We start from the raw sequence: 22,726 nt of genomic DNA, 5'->3' as shown, positions 1-22,726 counted from the left end.
CTTAATCATCAGATTATTAATTTATGGAATACAAATGGATAGCCCTAAGTAATACAACAATAGGAGTGTTAATGGCAGCAATAAATGGAACAATAATAATTATTTCCTTACCAGCAATATTTAGAGGAATAGATATTAATCCTTTGACCTCATTTCAATACTTACTTTGGATATTAATGGGATATAACATTGTTACAGCCACATTATTAGTATCCTTTGGAAGGCTATCAGATATATATGGAAGAGTAAGACTATACAACTTAGGATTTCTAATTTTTACAATAGGATCAATCTTACTATTTCTCACTCCAAATACTGGAGACTTAGGAGCAATAGAACTAATTTCGTTTAGAATAGTACAAGGAATAGGAGGGGCATTCCTATTTGCTAACAGTGCAGCAATAATAACAGATGCATTCCCTGCCAAAGAAAGAGGAAAAGCATTAGGAATAAACCAAATAGCAGCACTAGCAGGCTCATTAATAGGCTTAATCTTAGGAGGAATTCTTTCAGTATACTACTGGAGATACGTATTTCTAGTAAGCGTACCAGTAGGAATATTTGGAACAGCCTGGAGTTATCTTAAATTGAAAGAATTAGGCCTAAGATCAAAAGGAGAAGGAATAGACTGGGCAGGAAATACAGCATTCGGTTTAGGCTTAATTCTCCTCCTCATAGGCGTAACTTACGGGCTAATGCCTTATGGTTCTTCACAAACAGGTTGGACAGATCCCTACGTAATGGCATCAATGATATCTGGAGCAGCACTCTTAGTATCTTTCGTCTTTATTGAGAGAAAAGTAAAATATCCAATGTTTAGATTAGAATTATTTAAGAACAGAATGTTTGCAGCAGGAAACATAGCCAGCTTATTGAGATCATTTGCTTACGGTGGATTAATGATAATGATAGTAATATTCTTACAAGGAATATGGTTACCACTTCATGGTTACTCCTATTCTGAAACACCATTCTGGGCAGGAGTTTACACAATACCATTAATGCTAGGTTTTGTAGCAATGGGACCCATTAGCGGATGGTTATCAGATAAATACGGTTCAAGATTTCTAGCAACATTAGGAATGGTAATAGTTGGAATAGGATTTCTATTACTAACAACATTGCCTTATAATTTTAATTATACAGAATTTGCCTTAATGCTATTTTTCATGGGATTAGGCAACGGAATGTTTGCTTCACCAAATACTGCGTCAATTATGAACTCAGTACCAGCAAAATACAGAGGAACTGCATCAGGTATGAGATCAACATTACAAAACGCAGGACAAACAGCTAGTATAGCATTATTCTTTACAATAGTTATTCTATCATTAGAATCATCGTTACCAACAGCATTAGCTACTGCAGTAACAAATGCAGGAGCGCCTCAACTAGTTCCATTAGTGCATAATGTACCAGTTACTGGAGCATTATTCGCAGCATTTTTAGGTTATGATCCAGTAAAGGCATTATTAGCTAACGTTCCGTCAAATTTAATTCCAGCAACAGCAATCCATATAATGGAACAAAGAACTTGGTTCCCCACAGCAATAGCACCAGCATTTATGGGAGCCTTAAGAAATGCATTCTATATAGGAGGAATCATGACATTTATAGCAGCAATAGCTTCAGCTCTAAGAGGAAAGAGAGTTATTGCAGAAGAGAAAGAAGAAAAGGAAGTGATTAAAAATGCTTAAAAATGAAGAAAAAGTAAAAGTGTTCAGTAATATTGCAAAAATAAATAGAGCAATGCAAAGAGAATTAAATAAAAGATTAGACAAAATAGGCTTAACCTACCTAGACTTTCTAGTATTAAGAGCATTAACTGAAGGACAGTCGACTATGGTATCACTTTCAAGAAGATTTTACGTTACTCAATCAGCTATGACAATAGCAATAGACAGATTAGAGAGAAATGGATTAGTAAAAAGAGAAAGGGACAAACAAGATAGAAGAGTAATTTACGTAAAAATAACAGATGAAGGAATAAAAATATTTCAAAAAGCTATTGAAGTATACTTACAATTAGCAGAAGAAATACTCAACGGAATAGATACAGAACTTATAATGGAAACAATAAACAATCTAGAAAAAATATTAGAAAAAATTAACTCTTTGAAAGACTAACTTTTTGATTCCCCAAACTTTCTTTATACTTTTTTAATGAATCTACGTTCTCTTGATGTATACTTTTCCTTCTTATGTCTACTCTTAATCCTAACTTTTTAGCTTCCTGCAAAGTAATTCCAGCATTTTTCAATTCTCCTAAACTAAAACCTCTTCCGACTCTATTTTGCTTTCTCTCATGAGAATACTCAAAATAGTAGGTAGGCCTCTTAATAATTGCTTGAGGTCTATCCATATGAAGAAAAAAATAAAAAATGAAATATAAAACTTATGCTTAAGAAGAAAAAGCTTTGTTATTTTTTAGTTTGAGAGTGAAACTCATCCGTAACATTCTTATTTCCGTCAGCTGGTTTCACTTGCATAATGCCAGAGATATTGCTTGGAGCAGTAATCTCTCCAGTCCAGAACGCAGAAGTCTTCACAGGAATTAAAGTAAATAGCACAGGAATAGCATACATTACAAAACTTGCACCCATCAAAACTGCGAAATAACTCATAGCCTCCATGAATGGTAAGAATTTTACTGGATAAGCAACCCATCTTCTAATAAGTCCTTCATAACCAGCATAACTCATAGTATAACCTAAAGCTAAAGCTCCTAAAGTCCACATTCCAATTCCCCCTCCAATCATTCCCCTAGCTAAAGATGAAAAATCAGCATTACCCATCTTAGTTCTTAACGCATCCAATAAAATCGACATAAATCCTATGACTATAATAGTCCATATCATTAAGTGGAAGTGGCCAACAACATAGTAAGTATTGTGAACGATAACATTTAATGGATTAATTGGCAAAATTAACGCTTGCAGCCCAGCTAAGATAAATCCTATTAACGCAATTATAGCAGCAAAACCTACTGGATCCTTCCAATTATATCCTTTACCTTTCCAAATTGTCATTCCCAAATTAAACACTGTCAATCCAGAACCTGCAGCTAATATTAGCGTTGTAGGAGTTATGAAAGCTCTTAAAGCTATAGGTAAAGGCCAAGTTTGTAAATGATGAACCCAAGCAATCATACCAAAACTAAACAGTAAAGCAATATTCCATCTAGCCCATCTTTCGCTAAACAACGATGACCTAGCAAATTTAGGTATAAGATAATATAACCCTCCAAAAACTGGAAAAGGTACGTAATAAACTACTGGATGACCATAAAACCAGAAGAGAACTACCCAAGTTAAAGGATTTACCGGTACATTAGCCCAGAAATATAAACTATACCATAAAGCTGAAGCAGTCAACGCAATAATAGTTATAGGCATAAACATACCTGAAAACGACATTCCATAAGCAGCAAATATAGGAATCTTAGTTTCCTTAGGTCTAGTCTTATAACCATCGAAAAACATTGTTAAACCAGAAATAATTACACCTATAGTATTTAATATAATCATAAAATATGCTAATCCAATCATAAGGCTAGCATCCTTCATAGCACCATATACTATCCACGAAGCAGCCTGCAAAGATAATGGAGGATACATATACCATCCAGTTGTAGGACCACCAGCAAACTCAAAGATTAAAGGAATATTAATTAAGTAAAAACCTAAAGTGACAATCTTATAATGAATTATACTCATGTTACTCTTATAAAGACTATAAGCTAGTATTGCTAAAGCTAAGTCTGGAACTACTATAAAAATACCAGCTTGACCATGCAAAGTAACTAGAAAGTAGTATAAAGAAGCTACAGCATATCCAGACTTAGGACTAATATGAGGACTTAATAGAATTGTTCTAAACCATAATGCTGAAATTCCTAAAACTAATAACCATGCTATTGCGCCAGCAGTATATAGGAAAGTCACTCCCAATTCAGATTTAGGATATAACTTCATTTTCTCATACCCTCTTTTAATCCCTTTTTTCACTAAAGAAATAAAATATAGTTATATTTTTATATTTATACTTAAAATGATAATCGATTTTATTGTAAAAGTATGTTAAAGAACTAGGAATATTTATTTTTAGAAGTTAGCTGAATGTTAGACGAAGACATAATTTATCCAGATAGAACAATTTTCAAACCATAGAAGTAAGTTTTGAAGTATTGAATAGAATAACAATGATCTTTACAGAGGAAGAAAATAATTTAATTATTGAAAAATTGCCAATTTTCTACTAAGAAGTACAGGTAAGGGCGGAGTAGTTCACGTAAATAGCTTACTCTCCAGTCTTTATAGAGTATTCTTAAGTTAAAAACTCAAAAAACTAGCAAGATATATAAACTTCTAAAATAATATAAAATTCAATGAAGTATTTAGTTTTAATACTAATTGTTATTTTAGTAATATCTAGTGTATTAATTTATTCAATGTCAATTTCGATGAAGGGATATAATATAAGCTCCCACGATAATACAATCCCAAATCCTCCTCCCATGAGTTCTTCAACCAGTAGTACGAATCATTCCAGATATTTGGCAAATTATTCTTATGAACTTCTTTTACATAATGGTACAATATACATTGTATATCCTACTTTCTTCTCAGAGGTCAGAATTTTAAACGAGACTTTCATCAAAGCAGGCCCTCCAATAGTACCTTATAATAATTACGGGGAATACATATTAGAAATACAGAACTTCACTCTTTATCAAAAACTTCTAAGCTGTAAGTATTTTAACGCATTTATCTTTGAGAATGAAAGTTGGACTCAAGTTACCTTTATTGTTAAGATCATCAATTATTCAATAGTACCAGACGGTTACCTAGTTCCTAGAGGGATTATTCCATTAGTTTCAGCTTGAAAAAAGAAGTTTGTATTGAAAATTTTATAAATATAAATACTGGATTTATTAAATCATCTTATAAGGTAAGAAGTAGAATTAAAACACCAAATTTCTAAAAACTAGTAGTTCCTTAGCTACTCTTTTATTATATTTCTTCCTTTTATTCATGTGAAGAGAAAACTAAACCTCATTGAAGCAACAGCAGTAGGATTAGGAAACATAATAGGAGCAGGAATATTCGTAATGGCAGGAAGCATAATTTACTTAGCAGGACCAGGCGCATTAATTTCCTTCATAATAACTGGTATATTAGCTATAACAATAGGATTAAACAGTGCAGAATTATCATCAAAATTTCCAAATACAGAAGGAGGAGTATACTCATTTGCAAAACTCACAATGGGAGACTCAGTAGGATTCCTAGTAGGATGGATGAGAATGATCTCATACGCAATCTCAGGAGCAGCAACAGCGTTAGGATTTGCCAGTTATTTACCATTTCACGGACTACAATTTATCATAGCAGGAATATTAATTGTAGTTCTTTCAATGATTTACTTCTTCGGATTAAAATTAGCATCAGAAATAGAAACAGCCTTAGTAATCATCAACGTAGTTGGATTAACGTTATTCATAGCATTCTCAATAATTGTAGGAAAATTATATATTTCGCACTTCACTCCAATAGCGCCACATGGCATTTCAGGAATATTCAGCGGAGCGTCCCTAGCTTTCTTCGCCTACTCAGGTTTTAACACCATAGCAACCTTAACTCCAGACGTAGAAAACGGAGAAAAAACAGTACCAAAAGCAATAATCCTTTCATTGATAGTAACATCAATACTTTACATTCTTGTAGTTTTTTCAATGCTATATCTACTACCTTGGCAGATTTACGGATTACAAGGAAATCCATTATCTTTTGCATTACAACAAGCAAAAGCTCCAGAAATCGTAATAATAGCAGTATCATCAACAGCAATAATAGCCACAATAACAGTCACACTTTCAATAATCATAGCATCAGCTAGAACTTTAAAACAAATGGCTAAAGACGAACTAATACCTAGAAAACTATCAAAAGATACAATTTCAACAGCAATAATATCAGCAATAATGGTGTCGTCATTATCCTTAGGAAACGTTGAATTAATAGGTTTAGTATCGAATTTTGGTACAATTTTCTCTTACGTGATTACACCAATAGCAGTAGTAATTTCTAGGAGAAGAGAAATTACAGGAAAATTCAAAGCACCATTTTATCCTGGACTACAAATAATAGCAGTAGCTCTTTCATTAATAGTTACAGCGTCATTAGGAAAAGAATCATTAATGCTAGGAGTCCTATCTTTAATTATCGGCTTATTAATTCACGAAACTCACGTACAAATTAATGTAATAGAAAAAGGAAAAAGACTAAACCCACACGGAAAAATATATTAACATTTATTCTTTTCAAAAAATACGATAATATCAGAAAATATCTTTATTAACTCTGGGTAACAAATTTACCTATGGACAGATTTCCAACATTCTTATTAAGTGAAGAAAGAAAAAAGATAGAAAACCCAGAAAAATACATACCATTCTTAATAAGTAAAAACGACACAGTAGCAGAATTAGGATGTGGACCAGGATTTTATTGTCAATATCTAGTAGAGTATGCCAAAAAAGTATATTGTGTAGATAAAAGAAAGGAAATGATAGAAATAGCTAAGAAAATAGCTAAGAACGCAATATTTTTAAATGAAGACGCTTCAAACACTTCAATACCATCCTCTTCAGTAGACGTTGTACTATTTGCTAATTCATTCCATGATATGAAAGACAAAACAAAAGTAAAAGAAGAAGTAAAAAGAATATTAAATAAAAAAGGAAAAATTATCATAATAGATTGGAAAAAGGAAGGCACACCATTCGGTCCTCCAGAAAGTATCAGAATGAGCAAAGAAGATTACGTAAAAGAATTCTCGCCCGAATTTAAACTACAAAAAGAATTTGAAGTAGGACCATATCATTATGGCTTAATATTACAAAGAGAATCAGATTAAATCAGTTTTCCGCAAATTCTTCAATTCCTCCTTTATTGATTCAATCTTATTTAAATCATCATCAGATAAGTATTTTGAAATCCATGAAAAATCTAAAGATAAAAGTAAATCGATTATATCATCCTTCTTAGCATTCTTACTCTTCCACTCATCAAACAAATTCAACGCATTCTTAGTCATGTTTAAAATACTTGGATATACTTCATTTAATGCTTCAGCAACTTTTATCATATCTTGTTTAGGTACAGCACAAGGAGTAGATTTATTGTGAAGATTATGCTTCATAGCTAAAGACTGTAACATTCTCCTTAACGATTTGTAAGCTCTAAAAGCTGACAAGGCATACTCTTTATTCTTTACTCGCTCATAAGATACGATAAAATCCTTAAAACTCATTAAAGCGTATTGTCTTTCGCTCCTAATTGGCATATACTAATTATATTAGGAGATTTTAATGTGTTTTACTCCTTCAAGGAATTCTTACAAATAAAAAAATTACCAGTCTAGTATGAATTTCTATCAAAAAATTTTTATAATTTATAAAAACGATAAATATTTCAATTAACCTTTCAAGCGCAAAGCTTAAATAGAGAAAATACAGAATACTATATAGCACCTCAAAAGAGCAATGAGGTGCCCTATTCACCCATATGAGAAAAAAGAATATGCACATAAAAAAGATTTGGTTATTCATCTAAGCAAATCTAAAATTGAATATTGTCCAGTATGTAAATCTAAAATTGACGGATATACAATAAAAGGATTGAAAAAACACCTTATTATGTGCAAAGATGACGAACATAAGAAACTACTCAAAGATTTAGAAAAAATTTTCGGAAATAAAGGATTATTTAAGAAGAAAAGAATTTCACATAAGACTGAAAAAATATAAACTATGCATTCATAATTTTCTTGTGATTTACGCTTACCCTAGCATATCTGGCGTGGAATACTTGAAAACAATAGATGATGAAACCCAAATAAGAGAAATAAATTCATTAGATCAAAACTTATTCCCAAAAGGTTCCACACTCATAATCAGAGGAGATTATCTCAAACTAAAAAATACAATAGATATAAATAGATCATTGAATAATTTTCTAGATTTTATAAATAACGGAGGAAAAGTAATATGGATAGGTGCACCATTTAAATATATTTACGTAGATAACCTAACTCAAGCAAAAGAAACCATAAAATGGTTAAAAGAAAACTTTGAAAAATTTTTAGGAATACAAAACTTCTACATAGGATACAGTAAGGAAAAAGGCTATTACGTAGAAACCAAACTAAAATTTCTAAATGACCTAAATTCAATTTGCGAAGAAACAAAATTTTCAAGCTTTCTAGGAATAATACCACAAAAAGCAGACGGAGTACCATTAGGAGACAAAATAGTACCTTTCAACATATGCAAATCCTCTCAAAACCAAGAATACACAACATCATATTCAATAATTATAGGAAAAGGACAAATAATTAGACCATTTATTAACTTAGACATACAAACAAGCCAAGTATTAATAAGCTTAATAATTAGAAGCATAAGCGAATCAGTAGCAAACATATTCACAAACAAAGTTAGATTAGACCTCCTAGGAGATTACTTAATAGACTATGCTCAATCAATTTCCCTTTATATAATGGGATACTATTCTTCAGCAGTAGTAGTAATAAGAAAAATATTAGAAAACATAATCATAGAAAAATACTTAGACAAATTATGCCAAACACTCAAAGAAAGAGGAATAAACGTTGAAAATTCCTGCATGGAAATCAAAGAACTCAAAAAACCAGTATTATACACTCTAGAAAGAGAAATTTTAGGAAAAATAAGCAAAATAGATAATCAAACAAAAAACGAACTACTATTCCTATTAGACAAACTAGAAGACCTAAGATTGATAGGAAATTTTGGAGCACACAAAAAAGTCAAAAATAACGACGCACTACACGCAATAAACGAAGCACCAGAACTAATAGAAAGATTAGAAAATTTAATTGCAAAACTAGAAACTAATTAGATGAAAGCAATCATACCAATAGGATCACCAATAAAAGTATTCGAAACAGCAGTAACAACAATATTAAGAACAGCAGAAACATACACAGACAACATACTCATACTTTATCCACCTTTTACATCACCATACGTCAAAGACATAATAGAATTTTTAAGCCAAATTACTTCTCTAAAAATAGAAATCAAACAAATAGATTACAGAATAAAAGATGAAGAAATAGATAAAATACTATCAGAAGCAGACTTACTAATACCCTCAGCATCATCAGTAATATACATAATAAAACTAGTAGAAAGAGCAACAAAATTAGGAATCAAAATAGACCACATAATGTTCCCCTTCGGAGCATGGTACACCCTATATTACCCATTTATACCTAGATTCATAGTACCATTCTTATCAGGGAAAAAAGAAACAAAACACATAGTAAACTACGAAAAAGCAAATAAATCAATAGACCACTGGCTAAAAGGAAGAGAATTAAGCAAAATCATAGCAAAAATATCACTAGAATTTAATGCAAAGGAAAATAAAAATTACAGCATAAACGACGAAGTAAACATTTGCATAGGAGAAGACCTAAAACTTAAAGACGATAACAATTGCTTGATAAAACTCAACAAAAAAGGATTATTCTTAAATGACGTAAAAACAACACCAAAAGAAATCCTAGAAAAAACATTCCACGATACCGAAAGCCTACCATTCATCCTAGGATTCTACAATATAAAAGCAAAAATAGATGAAAAAGAATACGACATAAGAGAACTATTAAGAAAATTTAGAGGAATAGTAATAGATACAAACCTGATATACAACGGAATCGTATTTTATCCAGATATACAAACATACCTACCTTACTGCGCATACATTGAAATAGCAAACAACAAATCAAGCTTCAAAAAAACCAAAACAAAACAAATAGCCAACGACCTAGCCTGGATATACGTACAAGAACTAATGAATAGATCAACAATAATACCAACACCAGTCTTCTTCTGCGACGCAATAATACCAATGATAGATCCACTCCTAATAAAAGACACACTAATCCTAACATCAGACCAATCAGCACTAAACCACTGGAAAAACGTAATAACAAACGCAACAGTAGGACAATTAGTATTAGAAGAAGAAAAAGACTTCAACGACCTATCCTTTTCCTTCTTACTTTTATACTGGATACTCAAAGAATACAACAAATGATCGTATATACCAAAAACGAAATCATCATCTTTCCATTAATTTTAATCCTCTTCATTATAATGATTGCATCAGTTGTAATAAGTTATATCGCAGTAGGAATAACTTTTTTGATATGGTTAGGAATTGTAGCATATTCAATTTATTTAGTAATATACCCACCAATAAAAACAAACAATAAGGAAATAAGAATATGGAAAAGAAAAATAGGAACAAATAAAAATAAAATAAAATGGGAAGAAATTACAGACATAAAAATAATACCTACAAAATTTTCTAACCTAGAAATATACACTAAAGATAGTAAAATTACGGTACATCAAGTATATAAAGCAGAAAAAATCCTAGAAGAATACGAAAAAATAGTAGAAGAACAAAAAATCTAAATTAGTGCTATTTTAATACTTTACTATTCTGTGACAGTCTAATCAGAGAAGAGCTTATTTCAAATATTCTCTCTACAACTAAATCTAAACTACAAAATCAAAGACAATTACTTTTAACTAGAAATGATAAGTTTGAAAATCAATAATACAAGATTATAACCAAAACATTTACTGAAAATTCTTTAGCTAAATTATAATTAACGCTAAGCAAAGCATAAATCTTACTAGAAGCTTTCCCATATTTACCACCTAAAGAATTTCATAATATAGCAAAGCTCAAAATCTTTTTGGTAATATTTATTAATTTTATTATTCTTTGTAATTAACAAAATAAACTTATTCTACCATTTCCACTCCTAGAATATTTCCATAATATGCTTGAATTTGGAATGGAGCAGACTTAAATGCAATAAGTCCAAATTTGGAATATACTTTTGCTATTTCCCAACTATTAGCATGCAAAGAGGTAATATTTGAACTCCATAGAAAACCATTGGAATATGGCATTGGTTGATCAAGAAATACTCTAAAATATGGATGAATAACATCAGGCAAATTAGCATTCTTAGGAGTATAACTTATGTTAACTAGCATAGCATAAACATAATTATCATATTTAAAAATTTTCAATACGTGAATAGAGATAGAATCATAATAATAAGTATAATTATAATGGAAATAAAATGCAAAACTAACTATTAATACTATAGAAATCAAAGTTATGCCTACAATTCTTCTCGTATCTACACTAGATCTACTTTCACTCTTTACATTGCTTTCATTTTCCTTATCTATATAATTAAGCAAAGGCCAATATATTAAATAATTCCATAAAACTCTATACATCATAAAGAGCATAAAATAAGGAAATGAAGTCCATGTATTTCTAAACTTTTCATAATAAAAGATAAACAGAATTAATTCTAATAAACCTATAATACCTACTGCTACTGTAAAAAACTCAGGGTAAATAAAAAACATGCCATTAAAAGAAAAAATTGAAGGACCAAATCCTATACCAATCAAATTAGCAGTTATAGGATAGAAGAAGTCATAAAAATAGTAGCTAGGATTTAAAAATATAAAATAACCATTAAAAACCAAGAAAGTCACAATAGTATAAATTAAAAACTTACTAATACTCTTTCTCTCTTTATAAAGATAAATCAAATAGAAAGGAAAAAGAAACAATGGAACTTGCTTCAAAGAAACAGCAACGCCATACATAACACCCTTAAGCCTTATATCACTAACAAAAAGAGAAAAAGAGACAAAAAACAACCATATAATATCAGTAACTCCACCTTGAGCATAAAAAAGATAATTAGCATTAAGAAAAATAGAAGAAATGAAATACGGGAAAATACTGATTTCGTTCTTTTTCCCTAGATAAAAATAGTATAGGAAAATAGTAGCAAAAAAGAAAACAAGTATAGTATAGTTGGGAGAAATGCCTAATAATAAAGCTGGAATTTGAATCAAAAAAGATAATGAGGGATAATTTAGATTAGTAACTACACCACCAGTAGTTAATGGAGTACCAAAAACTTGCTCAGCGTAAAATGCCGCACCATGGTAAAAAACCGAGTAAACGTTAGCAGTATTTATAGGATCATAAGGATTTAATCCATGAAGAAAAAGATAGGCAGAATAATAATCTATCATAATTTCATCAGTGCCAAAAAACGGATGAGCATATTTAACAAAATATAGTACAAAAGAAATTATATATACCATAATAGAAATCTCTGAAAGCAAAGAAGTGAAATATCCAAATACAACAAATAATGCTAGAAGTAATGCGATAATTAAGGAGAAGAAATGAAAATACACCGAATACAAAAATATAGAGGCAATTATTTCAGTTACAATAAATATATTCATGTACCTAAAATTTAACTTGATAAAAAGCATCAATCCAGCAATAATAAGTAAAGATAAATTTAAAATAATTAATAATGGATTAAGATAATTAGGTTCTGAAAAGATTTGCATTGTGAATATAATAAATAACTGTGAAACATTAGTGGCAAGAGCTTGTCTCTTATCCATTTCTTAAACAATCTATTAAATAGGGATAGATAAGCTTATTGAAAAAAGATAAAGTTATTAAAACTTGTATTTTATATAGAGAGTTAGTAGAATAAAATCCTATAATAATAAATATTTTGCATATATTTTTAAGGAGATCAAGTTTTAGCTGCCGTTTAGTGATTAGTAATGTAATTTTTAATAATAAAGTAAATATATTCAACTTATGTCTATTTTTGAAAAATTAATTATCTTCTAACGAATAACGACTGGACTATCCGTTAACTTCTACTTAATGTATTTCCTGCTAAGCGTTTTAAGCTATTACGAGAAAAATGCATAAAGTTGCCATAATGTTATAAACGGTATTAATACTATACAACCAATCAAATATCCTATGAAGTACCATTTTCCAAGCCTTAAATTATAGAAAGCTGGAAATGCTGCAAGGGAAAGGCGAGGTACTGAAAACGCTGGAATACCACTAACAAAAAGTAATGGAACAAAAGCTAGAAGACAGTACGCTAAATAAAAATATTTCTCTTTAATATTACTTTTAATAAATAAAAGTATTAAACTAAGGAAAAATATTTCAAAAGCTACATTTCTAATTATATAATCACTTGGAGTTAGGCTTAATCCCAAAATATGAAAATGATTCAACTCAACAGAATGATAAAGCCATATATCCTGGCTAATAGGGTTGGAAAATTGTACATTCCATATATACTTTTCTAAATTAAAATAAGTGAATGGAGAGCCAGTAGCAATATAATAACCGAATAGAATTAGAAAACCCGTAAATATTGGTAAAATTATAAAAATATAAAATTTCTTTCTTAATTCAACAAAAAATGAGGGAAGAGTCCAAGCAATACTATAAAAATTAAGTAAGCTTAAACTGAAAGATAGTGAAGATAATATCACATTATTATCATTTTTCTCCTTCTTCAATATGTAAAAAGTTAAGGCTAAGAAAGTTAAATAAAATACGTCAGAATAAGGAATAGTTGAGAATACTACATATACTGGAAATATTTCCAAAAGTAGAGCAGTCTTATAATTAAACGTCTTATATACTATTATAAGGAAAAATATAACTTATTATATTAGTAATGAGAAAAGCAGAAAGAGGATAACTTCCAGTTAGAAATGTTAAGTAATGAATAAGATAAGGGTAGACAGGTGGAAAAGCGTAATTACTTCCAGAATAACCATATTCCGCAATTTGCTCGAACCTTAAGGAATCCCATTTAGTTGTTAAGAATAGAAAAAAACTTGATCCTTTAAGTATGTACACTGGCAATATAACGAGAACCTTCATTAGCGTTAGGTAAATTAATAGTCTTATTACATCATTATTGATTGATTTAATAAGGCTCATTTAGTATACTTCTAACGTAAATTATCTATAAAAATTTTTCTAGAAAGCTAAAGTTTTTTCAAAGCTACAAAACAATATCTTGTAGGTTAAACTATAAAAACAGAATGAATATTATACATTAATAAAATACCTTTTTAATCTTTTTCATGAGTTAGCTAGAAGACTAACATAGTCCTTCTATCCTAATCTTTAAAAATTATTTACAGTTACCTAGATTATAAAGATCTTCAATGTAAAAACACTGTAGTGCTCTATTTGATATATAAATTTTTCTTTAATAAAAGTTAAGGCAAAAAATATATATAGAAGATTCTAACTATTATTCTTGATGAAAGCCTTACTAAGAGCAAAAAAGAGCAAAAAAGGTATATCTGGAGCAGTAACAGCGTTAATATTAGTTATAGCATCAGTAATAATAGCATTAGTAGTAGTAGGATTTGCATTCGGACTATTCGGAGCATTTGCAGGAAAGTCAACAGTTACCCAAGTAGGAACAGGTACAATAATTCCCTGTAGTTCTGGTGGCACATTAACATTTACATTATCATCCTCAGGTAGCGCTACTATTACTTCAGTGCAGTTAGCTGGTACAACTTATTCAGGATCACTGAGTTCATCTACATTAACTGCTGGAACCAATAGTATAACTGTAACTTTTAGTAGTGGGACATTTGTACCAGGCAATACGTATGATTTTGAAGTAACATTAGCAGATGGAACTGTAGTTACAGTAACTGCACAAGCAGTATCATCATGATCATAAATGCAATAAAAAGATAAAAATTTTTTATTTAAAATACTTTTTTCTATTTTTTAATCCATTAGAGAGAGACGATATATTCTATATTAAGGTGATAAGTATGCCTATAAAAAATAAGATTTCGATTTTGTTCTTACTTTTGCTACTATTCTCTATTGTTAGTTTACAAGCAGCTAGTATTAATATGAATGAAGCATCTACAACAAACGAAAATATCTCTGTGGGATCTTTTTTCCTTTATAACGTCACTGATTATATGGTATTGCCTAATGGTAGTATAACTATTTTTAAGCAAATGGATTTATTTAGAATTCTAGCAATATATTCTAATGATACTATTGAAGTCAGCGAAACAATATATAATGTAAATTCTACGAACTATTTTGCTCCTTTTATTTCTTTAAGCAATGCTTCTGTACCAGTTTCTCTCTATTATATTTCTCCTTCTCTGTTAGGTAAAAATGTGAGTAGAGGAGGAATTTTACTGCAGTATGTTGGCAAAAATGGTTTGTATGAATATAGGAACATTTCTGGAATGGATGGTATAAGCTCTATTCTAACTATGTGGTTTAACAATCAAGGAATAGGAGTAAAAGTGAATAGCGTGGAATTAGGTACCTCTTACCAGTTAGTAGATAACTCTACTTCAATTTTGTGGTTGACTAACTATAATAATTCTAATATTACTTTACCGTCTTTTAAAGGGTATACTTTGGCTCATACTTTAGCTTATAATATTTCTGCTAATTATGAGCACAGTGGGTATTCATTAGGTAAGAAAATTATGGAATATATTACTATAATTGGTATTATAGGGATTATAGTTATTCTCATTTTTAGGAAATAGTTATTCTCGTTTTAGTCGTTTTGTATTTAACACGTTAGCTAATACTTCAAGAGTTTGAGATTTATAAAAATTATTTCTTAGCTTATTTGTATTGTATTTTACTAGATAATGGTTTATAGTATAAAGGAATTGTTTTTCTGCTAAAAAGGTGAAGGAGTTAGTTTTATAATTTTCCTGTCTTTTCTTTCCTTAGGTTGAGGGTTGGTTTATCTTTAATTTTAGTTTCTTTAGTTTTAATTATTTCTAGTATTGTTTTGGCTTTTATTTCTATTCAATCGACTTATTTTGAAGTAGTGGGTTTTTCTTATGGTAGTGTTGCTGTTCCTCCTTCTTATGGGTCTTATCCTTGGGCTATTTTGACTCATGGTGAGCCTAAGGCTGAGGTTTATTTTAATTCTACTACAATTTATCTAAATAAAATAGAAAATTATTCTTTGCCTTACCGTACGTACTATGTGTATGTAGTTTATGGTTATGTTCAGCCTTATGCTTATCTTTCAATTTTTTCCTTATTTTTGGTTAGTGTTGGTTCTTTGATTGGTTTTAAGGCTTCTGTTCTTTATTTTCAGTCTTTGAAGATTGGTGATTTGGTTAGGGGTTATGCTGTTGGTGGTTCTTTGCGTAGGTATATATTGAAGAGGGGTTCTAGTTCTTTGATTTCTCTTTTTCTGGTTTTTCTTGTTGTTTATATTTTGGAGTTTCTTCATGGTAGGAATGCTTTTTTGTCTTTGGTTCATTTTCTTTCGTTTAATGCTGGGGTTAGTGGGTATTTTGGTGTTTCTGTTAGTTCTTTGATTTTGACTTCTTTGAGTTATACTTCTTTTCTTTTGTCTATAACTTTTGGTTCTACTGTTTATTTGACTTCTTTTCTTTCTGTTTATGGTTTGACTGGTAAGATTGGTAGGGTTTTATCTTATTGGAAGTATGTTGGTACTGCTTTGGCGTCTTGGGTTTTGGCTATTGTTTTGCTTTATGTTTTTCATTTCTTTCTTCATATTTTTCCTTATGGTTCTCCTTCTGGAAATGTTTTTTCTTATGTTGTTATGCCTTTTCTTTCTCTTTTCTTTCCTTTTGTAGGTATTTATTCTAATAGGTTGCTTAAGGCTGTTTTTAAGAATGATGTTTATTTTATGAAGGGGCTAGATTCTAAGATTATTATTTATCGTCATTATTTGGGTAATGCTAGTGTTTTGATGTTGTCTTCTATTTCTTCTGCTTTTATGGAGATGTTGGTTGCTGAGCTTTTGGTTGAGGGTATTTTTGGATGGCCTGGTTTTGGTGAATTATTGAAGATTGCTGTTTTTAATGGGGATTATAAGGTAGTTGAGGGTGTAATGTTGACTTATTCTACGATTGAAGTATTGTCTTCTTTCATAACAGATGTTATTTATGGTATTATTGATCCTAGGGTGACAAGATGATTAAGGAGGTTCTTTTTATAATTTTTGTTGTGTTTAGTGTTTTCTTTTCTTTTTATCAATTGCCTTCTGGTCCTTCTTTGTCTCCTCCTAGTGTTTCTTATCCTTTGGGTACGTATATTAATGGCGAGAATATGATTAATGTTAATGCTAGGGCTAATGTTGATACTTTGATTTTTGGTTTTGTTGTTGGTGTTTTGGAGGTTTTTCTTTCTTTGGTTTATGGTGTTGTTTCTGGTTTTAGGTTTAGGGCTGTTATGGTTAGGTTTTTGGATTCTCTTAATACTATTCCTAGGATTCCTTTTCTTTTGTCTATTGCGCTTTTTTACGGTACTCCTACTGGAAGGTCTTTAATTGGTAATTTTTTTATTATTGCTTTGACTGTTGGTTTGACTGGATGGACTTATTATGCTAGGCAGATTAGTGAGATTGTTTTTAAGGAATATTCTTTTTCTTATTCGTCGTTTTCTGTTATTTTCTTTATTTTTCGTAGGATGTATAAGGAGTCTTTTAGGTTTTTTGTTCCTGCTATGTTGGATGGTATTTCTACTTTTACTGCTATGGGTGTTATAGGTGGTGTTGGTGATCCTAATTATCCTACTTTGACTACTTTGTTAAATACTGCTTCTGGTCTTCTTCCTGATTATTGGCTTTTCTTAACTCCTGCTATTTTCCGCGGTATTCTTTTAATTCTTTTGATTTCTTTAAGTAAGTGATGTTGGAGTATAAGTGTGTTAGTATAAAGGGGAAGTTAAATTGTTTTTGTTTGTCTGTTAGGGAGGATTCTGGTATTTTAGGGGAAAGGGATAGTGGTAAGGATTTAATAATTAAGTCTACTTTCAATTTAATTAAATATGATGGAGAGATTCTTCTTCATGGTAGGAAGATTAGTAAGGAGGATTTTTGGACTAAGGTTTCTTCGGTTCTTTATAATCCTTTTGACATGTTTGATCCTATTTATGATATTGCATCTCATTTTGTTGAGATTGCTGTTAGTCATTCTGTTTATTCTTCTGACGTAGCTGTTGAAGTGGCTAAGGATTTGCTTAAGAGTATTGGAGAATCTGAGGATGTTCTTTATTCTTATCCTTCTAAGTTGACTCCTTTGAGGTTGAAGAAGGTTGCTTTGGTTTTGGCTTCTTTTCTTAATCCTGAATACATTCTGATTGATGATATTGAATATGGTTTGAGTGAGATAGGTAGGGGTGTTATTGTTAATACTCTTTTGGATTTGAAGTCTATAATTAATTCTAACTACGTAGTTTTTGATAATGATCCTGCTGTTATTTCCAGGCTGTCTTCTTATGTTGTTGTTTTATATAAGGGAGATATTTTGGAGGAGGGTGAAAACGTTGTAGAATATCCTTTTCATCCTTATACTATTGATTTGGTTTCTAAGTCTTTATCTGATGAGAATAAGGTTAATGAAAGGGGATGTTCTTATTCTTATAATTGTAGGTTTTCTACTTTGAAATGTAGGGAAGTTAAACCTAATTATGTAAATGTTGGAGGTAGGCTTGTAAAATGTCATGGTTTTTAGAGAATGTTAATTGTGTTATAGGAGAGTATGGGATTTCCAAAGTAAGGAATGAGGTAATTAAGGAATTAAAAGATGGAAAGAGGAAAAATAAGGGCGAAGTTACTGCTAATTTGTCTTTACGTAATTTAAGGGTAATTGATTCTAATTTTATAAATTCTTTTTCGGATTTGAGGGTGAAAGATATTTTGAATATTTATAATAAGACTTTTGGCTCTGGAAAGAATGTTGATTTTTGGTTAAATTTTTTCTCTTTACCTTTAGAAGAAATTAAAGGTAATCTCTCTGAATTTAATAAATTTAAGTTAGAAATAATGAAGATATTTTTTGGAGATACTAAAGTAGTGTTGAGTGAGAATTTTCTGGAAAATATTGAAGAGCAGATGAAGGACAAAGCTTTGAAGTTGTTGTTAAAATCTGTTAGATATACAAAGTCTAAACTTTTGATTTTTATGAGTTCCACTGAATATTTGTCTATTTGTGATATTATTTATTTAATTTATGGTGATGTTATAGAGGTAAGTAGGAGGAAGAGTTTGATTCATCCTTATGCTGAAATTTTAGGTTCTGTGTTAACTGTTGGCAAAGGTAGGTTAAATGTAAGGGAGATAGGTCCTCCTAATAAGGTAGGATGCGGTTATCATGATTATTGTCCTTACGTTATGCAAATATGCAGAGTTAGGAAGCCTGAGCTTATGAATGGTGTTGCTTGTTTTAAATATAATAAGGAAATCAGTATAGTGTGATAAAGCATAAATACAAATCTTGCCTTTAATAGTTCTCAAATTCAATTCATGAAAATATTACTAAATCTTTATTTTAGATAACAGAAAAGAATATGAATTAAAACTTAGAAGTTAATTGAACTTTATGAGAGAAAACATTTGTGGAAAAGTTAGGCAATACTGAATAGTGATAATACCCATAAAATTCACTCTTCTGCAATCTAAACATACAAAAACTATTTTTTGTACTCTTTGTTCTTGTTTTAAGGGTTAAGATGGTTGATTTCAAGCTTTTTCTTGCATTAATTTTTGTAAATGAGATAGAGAATAAATTTATATCACGATTGATTAAAATTATGGAACAGCTTTTTATTAATTTTGATTTATTTTTAAGGAGACGATTTTAAGAACTACTGTATACGGCCTCGTCTTTCCGTCATGTTGTCTTCAAGACGCCCGTACTAGTAATCCAGCACTTCGGGAAATATTATCTCGTACTTAGTCATGAGGTTCTCGTTGTAATTCGTCCAATAGTTAGTGTATCTCCTTATTATCTGAGAAGATAACTATTATGGCTATTACGTAGTTTTAAGGTTAACCTTGAAGAAACTCCACAAACAATCTTTTATTATTCCATATGTTTCTTCTCTCTTCTGTTCTTTATTTCAAGTCCTTGAAGGTTTTTCTTTTTCCTTTCCTAGCTTCAATTACACCACCTATAAAGAGCAGTACCGCGGAAATTATAAAGAGAGGGATTCCATAGATGATTGCATCTGCTAATATTGTGATGGATAAAGAAGCGAACTCTTTGAGGTATCAACGTACTCGAATAAAATAGGCAAAGATTGCGGTAATGATTCCTCTACATTAAATGATTTTCCTAGTATATTAAAGGGGTAATCATAGTTGTAGATGTAGATGATAAATCACTTATGTCTTTTTCTCTTATTGATATTTCTTTATTTTGTTCCTTAAGAGTGATAGAAATTTTGTTTATATAATTATATCTTAATAATTTAGGATCAAGATTGTTTATATTACTTAATCTAGGCCTATCAAGTGTTTCAAAAGTTTCTCTCCTAGTTAAAAGATAGGAAATTTTATCTCCTCCTACAATAGAATCTTTTCCAATAATAGGATCTTTCAAGGAATCCGTGAGCGATGTTAAGTATAATGCTTCCAAAATAGAAGACTTACCAGTATTATTTCTTCCTATAAATACATTTATATCTCCAAAATTTTCTATGTTAAGCTCTTTAATCCCTCTAAAGTTATTTATTGAAATTGATGTAATCATTATATTATAAAATACTCCGAAAAATATAAACCTGGTAGATTAGAGTGAGTTTTTTATGCTAGCTGATACAGAGTTCAATCTTTTAGCCTAAGACAAAAAATTATGTTATTTCTATTAACTTCTCGGATTTTCTACAAAATTTTTATTTCTATTTATATTTTGAGACTATAAGGGAAGTATAATAATGCTTTTTACTTTCTACTCTATATAGTTTGGGGGGCAAAGTAGTTTGGGGGGCAAAGTAATCTTTTCTAAAAAACCTAGATATTCACTTGAAGAAATATTTGATAGAGAAGAGGAAATCAACCAATTATCTTTCTTATTAAAGAGAGGAGAATGGGTTATTATATTGGGACCAAGAATGAGTGGTAAAACAAGTATTGCATTGGCAGTATCTAATTACGTAGGAAAGAAAGTAATTTACGTTGACCTAACGAAAGTAAAAGGATTAAAAGATTTCACAGATAGATTATATTTTTCAATTCCTAAAAGTATTTCAGATAAAGTGAAAGAAACTTTAGAAACAATAGGTGTTAAAATAGGTCCTGCTTCTCTATCTTTTAAATTGAAAAATTCTATAGTGCTAGAATCTATTCTAAAAAGCGTATGTGATTCTACATTAATTCTTGACGAAGCTCAATATTTAAACCAAGGTATAAATAATTTAATTCCAATTTTTCATAATTTGCTTAATTCTTGCTCTTCTCTCTCAATTATTTTCACGGGTTCAGCTATTGGGTTAATTAAGACTATCCTAGAGCAGAAAGGAGAAGAACCATTAGCTGGAAGAAGACCTACTGAAATAGTTCTTAAAACCTGGAAAGAGAGTGTAGCTAAGGAGTACATAAAAAGGGGATTGCAGAACTGTAATGTGAATTTTAAGGATGAAGAAATAGATGAGGTGATAAGTGAAGTTGGTACTTTAGTTGGTTGGCTAAATATTTATGGTGTTAATAGATGCGTAAAAAATCATGAAGACGCTTTGAAAGAAACTATAGAGGAGGGAATTAATATTGCTGTTAAAGAATTAGATACCGTAGTTGAAAGGCAAAGATGGAGGGTAAAAGCGTTAAAAATGCTTTGTGAGGGAGCTACGTGGACTGAATTGAAGGAGAAAACTAAGGTGTCAACACAAACTCTTTCCAATTTTTTAGATAGACTTAACAGGGTTTACTTACTTTCAAAAATAGAAAGAACTTATTACATTTCGGATCCTATATATAGAAAAGCGATAATGAGAAAATGAATTAGTTAGCAAAGATGGTATAACTCATTTTAGTAATGAGGAAAACATAATTTAGTTTTATATGTCTAACTGAACAGATAAAAACTTATCTGCTATTTTAATTTTAGTAAAATTGACAAAAGGAATATTTTTATTGATGTTAAAAAATTGGTTCTATCGGCTCTTATTGATGGTTATTTTTATCTCTGATTTATCATGTACTTTTCAAGATGTTTAATTAATTCAACTAATGTATGAATCATTCGGATAAGTATTTATACTTTAGAAAGTATCTATAATTATGGTTCAGAAAAGTATAAGGATAAGAGAAGCTAAAGATGAGGATTGGAGAGAGATTTATTCTCTTTATACTAGGTTATCAGATGATGATCTTTATTTGAGATATTTTCATTTTTATAGACCTTCAGAGAATGAAATAAAAAAGTTAGTATCTTTAAAAGATCATGTAACAGTTATTGCTGAGGACGATAAAATAGTAGGAGAAGGAAGTATTTATGAAGATGGAGAATTCTCTTTAGTTGTCGATCCACAATATAGAAGGAATGGTATAGGTGCTTTGATAGTCAAAGAGTTAATAAAGAAAGCAAAGGAACTAGGTCTGAGTAAAGTAAGATTTTATACTTTGCCTGAAAACATAGCAATGATAAATCTGGGCAAGAAGTTAGGTTTTAAATTAAGAATAGATGAAGACGAAGTGTATGGAGAACTATGTATAGAGGAAAAGAAAGTTGAAGAATGTTCTAATATAGCATAAAATAAAAGATTAATGAGATCTCTATTCAGATTATTACTTATTATAATAAATATATTCTATGTAATAATTAGGTAATTTCTTTTAGCAGTTTACGGAAAATCTTAACGGTTAAAAAAGATAACGTAAATTCTCTCAATCAAATTATATTTGATTTTAAACTTTTGTCTTTTTATTATAAAAAGTAGTCAATCTTATT

General features: G+C 30.2%; 24 protein-coding genes. 17 read left to right on the top strand and 7 right to left on the bottom strand.

The window, feature by feature from the left end; translation table 11 throughout:
• Positions 1 to 23 precede the first annotated feature (23 nt).
• Positions 24 to 1,697, top strand: a complete 1,674-nt coding sequence (locus B6F84_RS01150) for an MFS transporter (RefSeq protein WP_148690519.1) — start codon at positions 24 to 26, stop codon at positions 1,695 to 1,697.
• Complete coding sequence (locus tag B6F84_RS01145; protein WP_148690518.1) at positions 1,690 to 2,127, top strand: MarR family winged helix-turn-helix transcriptional regulator; 438 nt, start codon at positions 1,690 to 1,692, stop codon at positions 2,125 to 2,127. Before B6F84_RS01150 ends, B6F84_RS01145 begins: the two co-directional genes overlap by 8 nt.
• On the opposite strand, the gene B6F84_RS01140 is transcribed toward B6F84_RS01145, so the two are convergent.
• Both B6F84_RS01140 and soxB read right to left on the bottom strand, forming a co-directional pair.
• Positions 2,108 to 2,362 (bottom strand): 50S ribosomal protein L13e, encoded by a 255-nt coding sequence (locus B6F84_RS01140; RefSeq protein ID WP_148690517.1) that lies wholly within the window; start codon positions 2,360 to 2,362, stop codon positions 2,108 to 2,110. The genes B6F84_RS01145 and B6F84_RS01140 overlap by 20 nt on opposite strands.
• Positions 2,363 to 2,420: 58 nt before the next feature.
• On the bottom strand, positions 2,421 to 3,974 hold the full coding sequence (gene soxB, locus B6F84_RS01135; RefSeq protein ID WP_148690516.1) for a proton pump complex quinol oxidase subunit SoxB: 1,554 nt from the start codon (positions 3,972 to 3,974) through the stop codon (positions 2,421 to 2,423).
• A 413-nt stretch (positions 3,975 to 4,387) separates the two neighbouring features.
• On the opposite strand from soxB, the gene B6F84_RS01130 reads away from it, so the two are divergent.
• The 3 genes from B6F84_RS01130 (at position 4,388) to B6F84_RS01120 (ending at position 6,918) form a co-directional block, all read left to right on the top strand.
• On the top strand, positions 4,388 to 4,885 hold the full coding sequence (locus tag B6F84_RS01130; protein ID WP_148690515.1) for a hypothetical protein: 498 nt from the start codon (positions 4,388 to 4,390) through the stop codon (positions 4,883 to 4,885).
• A 150-nt stretch (positions 4,886 to 5,035) separates the two neighbouring features.
• Positions 5,036 to 6,310 (top strand): APC family permease, encoded by a 1,275-nt coding sequence (locus B6F84_RS01125; RefSeq protein ID WP_148690514.1) that lies wholly within the window; start codon positions 5,036 to 5,038, stop codon positions 6,308 to 6,310.
• Positions 6,311 to 6,381: 71 nt separating this feature from the next.
• The gene (locus B6F84_RS01120; protein WP_148690513.1) at positions 6,382 to 6,918 is read left to right on the top strand and encodes a class I SAM-dependent methyltransferase; all 537 of its coding nucleotides are present in this window, start codon (positions 6,382 to 6,384) and stop codon (positions 6,916 to 6,918) included.
• Here the strand turns inward: B6F84_RS01120 and B6F84_RS01115 are convergent.
• Positions 6,910 to 7,347 carry a hypothetical protein gene (locus B6F84_RS01115; RefSeq protein ID WP_148690512.1) on the bottom strand — a complete coding sequence of 146 codons (438 nt, stop codon included), beginning with the start codon at positions 7,345 to 7,347 and terminating at the stop codon, positions 6,910 to 6,912. The genes B6F84_RS01120 and B6F84_RS01115 overlap by 9 nt on opposite strands.
• Positions 7,348 to 7,546: 199 nt before the next feature.
• Between B6F84_RS01115 and B6F84_RS01110 the strand changes: the two genes are divergently transcribed.
• The 4 genes from B6F84_RS01110 to B6F84_RS01095 are packed head-to-tail and all read left to right on the top strand — an operon-like array spanning position 7,547 to position 10,531.
• Entirely contained in the window at positions 7,547 to 7,810 is a 264-nt protein-coding gene (locus tag B6F84_RS01110) for a hypothetical protein (RefSeq protein ID WP_148690511.1), read from the top strand.
• A 22-nt stretch (positions 7,811 to 7,832) separates the two neighbouring features.
• On the top strand, positions 7,833 to 8,942 hold the full coding sequence (locus tag B6F84_RS01105) for a DUF4145 domain-containing protein (RefSeq protein ID WP_148690510.1): 1,110 nt from the start codon (positions 7,833 to 7,835) through the stop codon (positions 8,940 to 8,942).
• Entirely contained in the window at positions 8,943 to 10,148 is a 1,206-nt protein-coding gene (locus B6F84_RS01100) for a hypothetical protein (protein ID WP_148690509.1), read from the top strand. It begins immediately after the preceding gene.
• On the top strand, positions 10,145 to 10,531 hold the full coding sequence (locus B6F84_RS01095; protein WP_148690508.1) for a hypothetical protein: 387 nt from the start codon (positions 10,145 to 10,147) through the stop codon (positions 10,529 to 10,531). The genes B6F84_RS01100 and B6F84_RS01095 overlap by 4 nt, the downstream gene beginning before the upstream one ends.
• Before the next feature lie 336 nt (positions 10,532 to 10,867).
• Here the strand turns inward: B6F84_RS01095 and B6F84_RS01090 are convergent, their stop codons facing one another.
• The 3 genes from B6F84_RS01090 to B6F84_RS01080 form a co-directional block, all read right to left on the bottom strand.
• Positions 10,868 to 12,583 (bottom strand): hypothetical protein, encoded by a 1,716-nt coding sequence (locus B6F84_RS01090; protein WP_148690507.1) that lies wholly within the window; start codon positions 12,581 to 12,583, stop codon positions 10,868 to 10,870.
• Positions 12,584 to 12,886: 303 nt separating this feature from the next.
• Positions 12,887 to 13,606 carry a hypothetical protein gene (locus B6F84_RS01085; RefSeq protein ID WP_148690506.1) on the bottom strand — a complete coding sequence of 240 codons (720 nt, stop codon included), beginning with the start codon at positions 13,604 to 13,606 and terminating at the stop codon, positions 12,887 to 12,889.
• 28 nt (positions 13,607 to 13,634) lie between these two features.
• Entirely contained in the window at positions 13,635 to 13,946 is a 312-nt protein-coding gene (locus tag B6F84_RS01080) for a hypothetical protein (protein WP_148690505.1), read from the bottom strand.
• A gap of 328 nt (positions 13,947 to 14,274) precedes the next feature.
• Here B6F84_RS01080 and B6F84_RS01075 point away from each other — a divergent pair, with 328 nt between their 5' ends.
• The 6 genes from B6F84_RS01075 to B6F84_RS01050 all read left to right on the top strand — a co-directional run bounded on the left by B6F84_RS01075 (position 14,275) and on the right by B6F84_RS01050 (position 19,254).
• A complete protein-coding gene (locus B6F84_RS01075; RefSeq protein ID WP_148690504.1) occupies positions 14,275 to 14,703 on the top strand; it encodes a DUF973 family protein in 429 nt (142 codons plus the stop codon).
• A 103-nt stretch (positions 14,704 to 14,806) separates the two neighbouring features.
• Positions 14,807 to 15,553, top strand: a complete 747-nt coding sequence (locus B6F84_RS01070) for a hypothetical protein (RefSeq protein WP_148690503.1) — start codon at positions 14,807 to 14,809, stop codon at positions 15,551 to 15,553.
• Between the two features lie 194 nt (positions 15,554 to 15,747).
• Positions 15,748 to 16,974, top strand: coding sequence for an ABC transporter permease subunit (locus B6F84_RS01065; RefSeq protein WP_148690502.1), 1,227 nt, complete (start codon positions 15,748 to 15,750; stop codon positions 16,972 to 16,974).
• Positions 16,971 to 17,687, top strand: coding sequence for a peptide ABC transporter permease (locus B6F84_RS01060; protein WP_148690501.1), 717 nt, complete (start codon positions 16,971 to 16,973; stop codon positions 17,685 to 17,687). Before B6F84_RS01065 ends, B6F84_RS01060 begins: the two co-directional genes overlap by 4 nt.
• A gap of 50 nt (positions 17,688 to 17,737) precedes the next feature.
• Positions 17,738 to 18,511: an ABC transporter ATP-binding protein gene (locus B6F84_RS01055; protein ID WP_236749000.1), complete on the top strand. Its 774-nt coding sequence runs from the start codon at positions 17,738 to 17,740 to the stop codon at positions 18,509 to 18,511.
• Complete coding sequence (locus tag B6F84_RS01050; protein WP_148690499.1) at positions 18,496 to 19,254, top strand: ABC transporter ATP-binding protein; 759 nt, start codon at positions 18,496 to 18,498, stop codon at positions 19,252 to 19,254. The genes B6F84_RS01055 and B6F84_RS01050 overlap by 16 nt, the downstream gene beginning before the upstream one ends.
• A gap of 859 nt (positions 19,255 to 20,113) precedes the next feature.
• Here B6F84_RS01050 and B6F84_RS01045 read toward each other — a convergent pair.
• Positions 20,114 to 20,530 (bottom strand): AAA family ATPase, encoded by a 417-nt coding sequence (locus tag B6F84_RS01045; RefSeq protein ID WP_148690498.1) that lies wholly within the window; start codon positions 20,528 to 20,530, stop codon positions 20,114 to 20,116.
• A 229-nt stretch (positions 20,531 to 20,759) separates the two neighbouring features.
• On the opposite strand from B6F84_RS01045, the gene B6F84_RS01040 reads away from it, so the two are divergent.
• Both B6F84_RS01040 and B6F84_RS01035 read left to right on the top strand, forming a co-directional pair.
• Complete coding sequence (locus tag B6F84_RS01040) at positions 20,760 to 21,776, top strand: AAA family ATPase (protein WP_148690497.1); 1,017 nt, start codon at positions 20,760 to 20,762, stop codon at positions 21,774 to 21,776.
• A 280-nt stretch (positions 21,777 to 22,056) separates the two neighbouring features.
• Complete coding sequence (locus tag B6F84_RS01035) at positions 22,057 to 22,530, top strand: GNAT family N-acetyltransferase (protein WP_148690496.1); 474 nt, start codon at positions 22,057 to 22,059, stop codon at positions 22,528 to 22,530.
• The last annotated feature ends 196 nt before the right edge of the window (positions 22,531 to 22,726 follow it).

This window comes from Acidianus manzaensis (assembly GCF_002116695.1).
Lineage (GTDB): Archaea > Thermoproteota > Thermoprotei_A > Sulfolobales > Sulfolobaceae > Acidianus > Acidianus manzaensis.
Note: the sequence above shows the minus strand (reverse complement) of the source record. Positions and strands in the feature narration are given on the sequence as shown.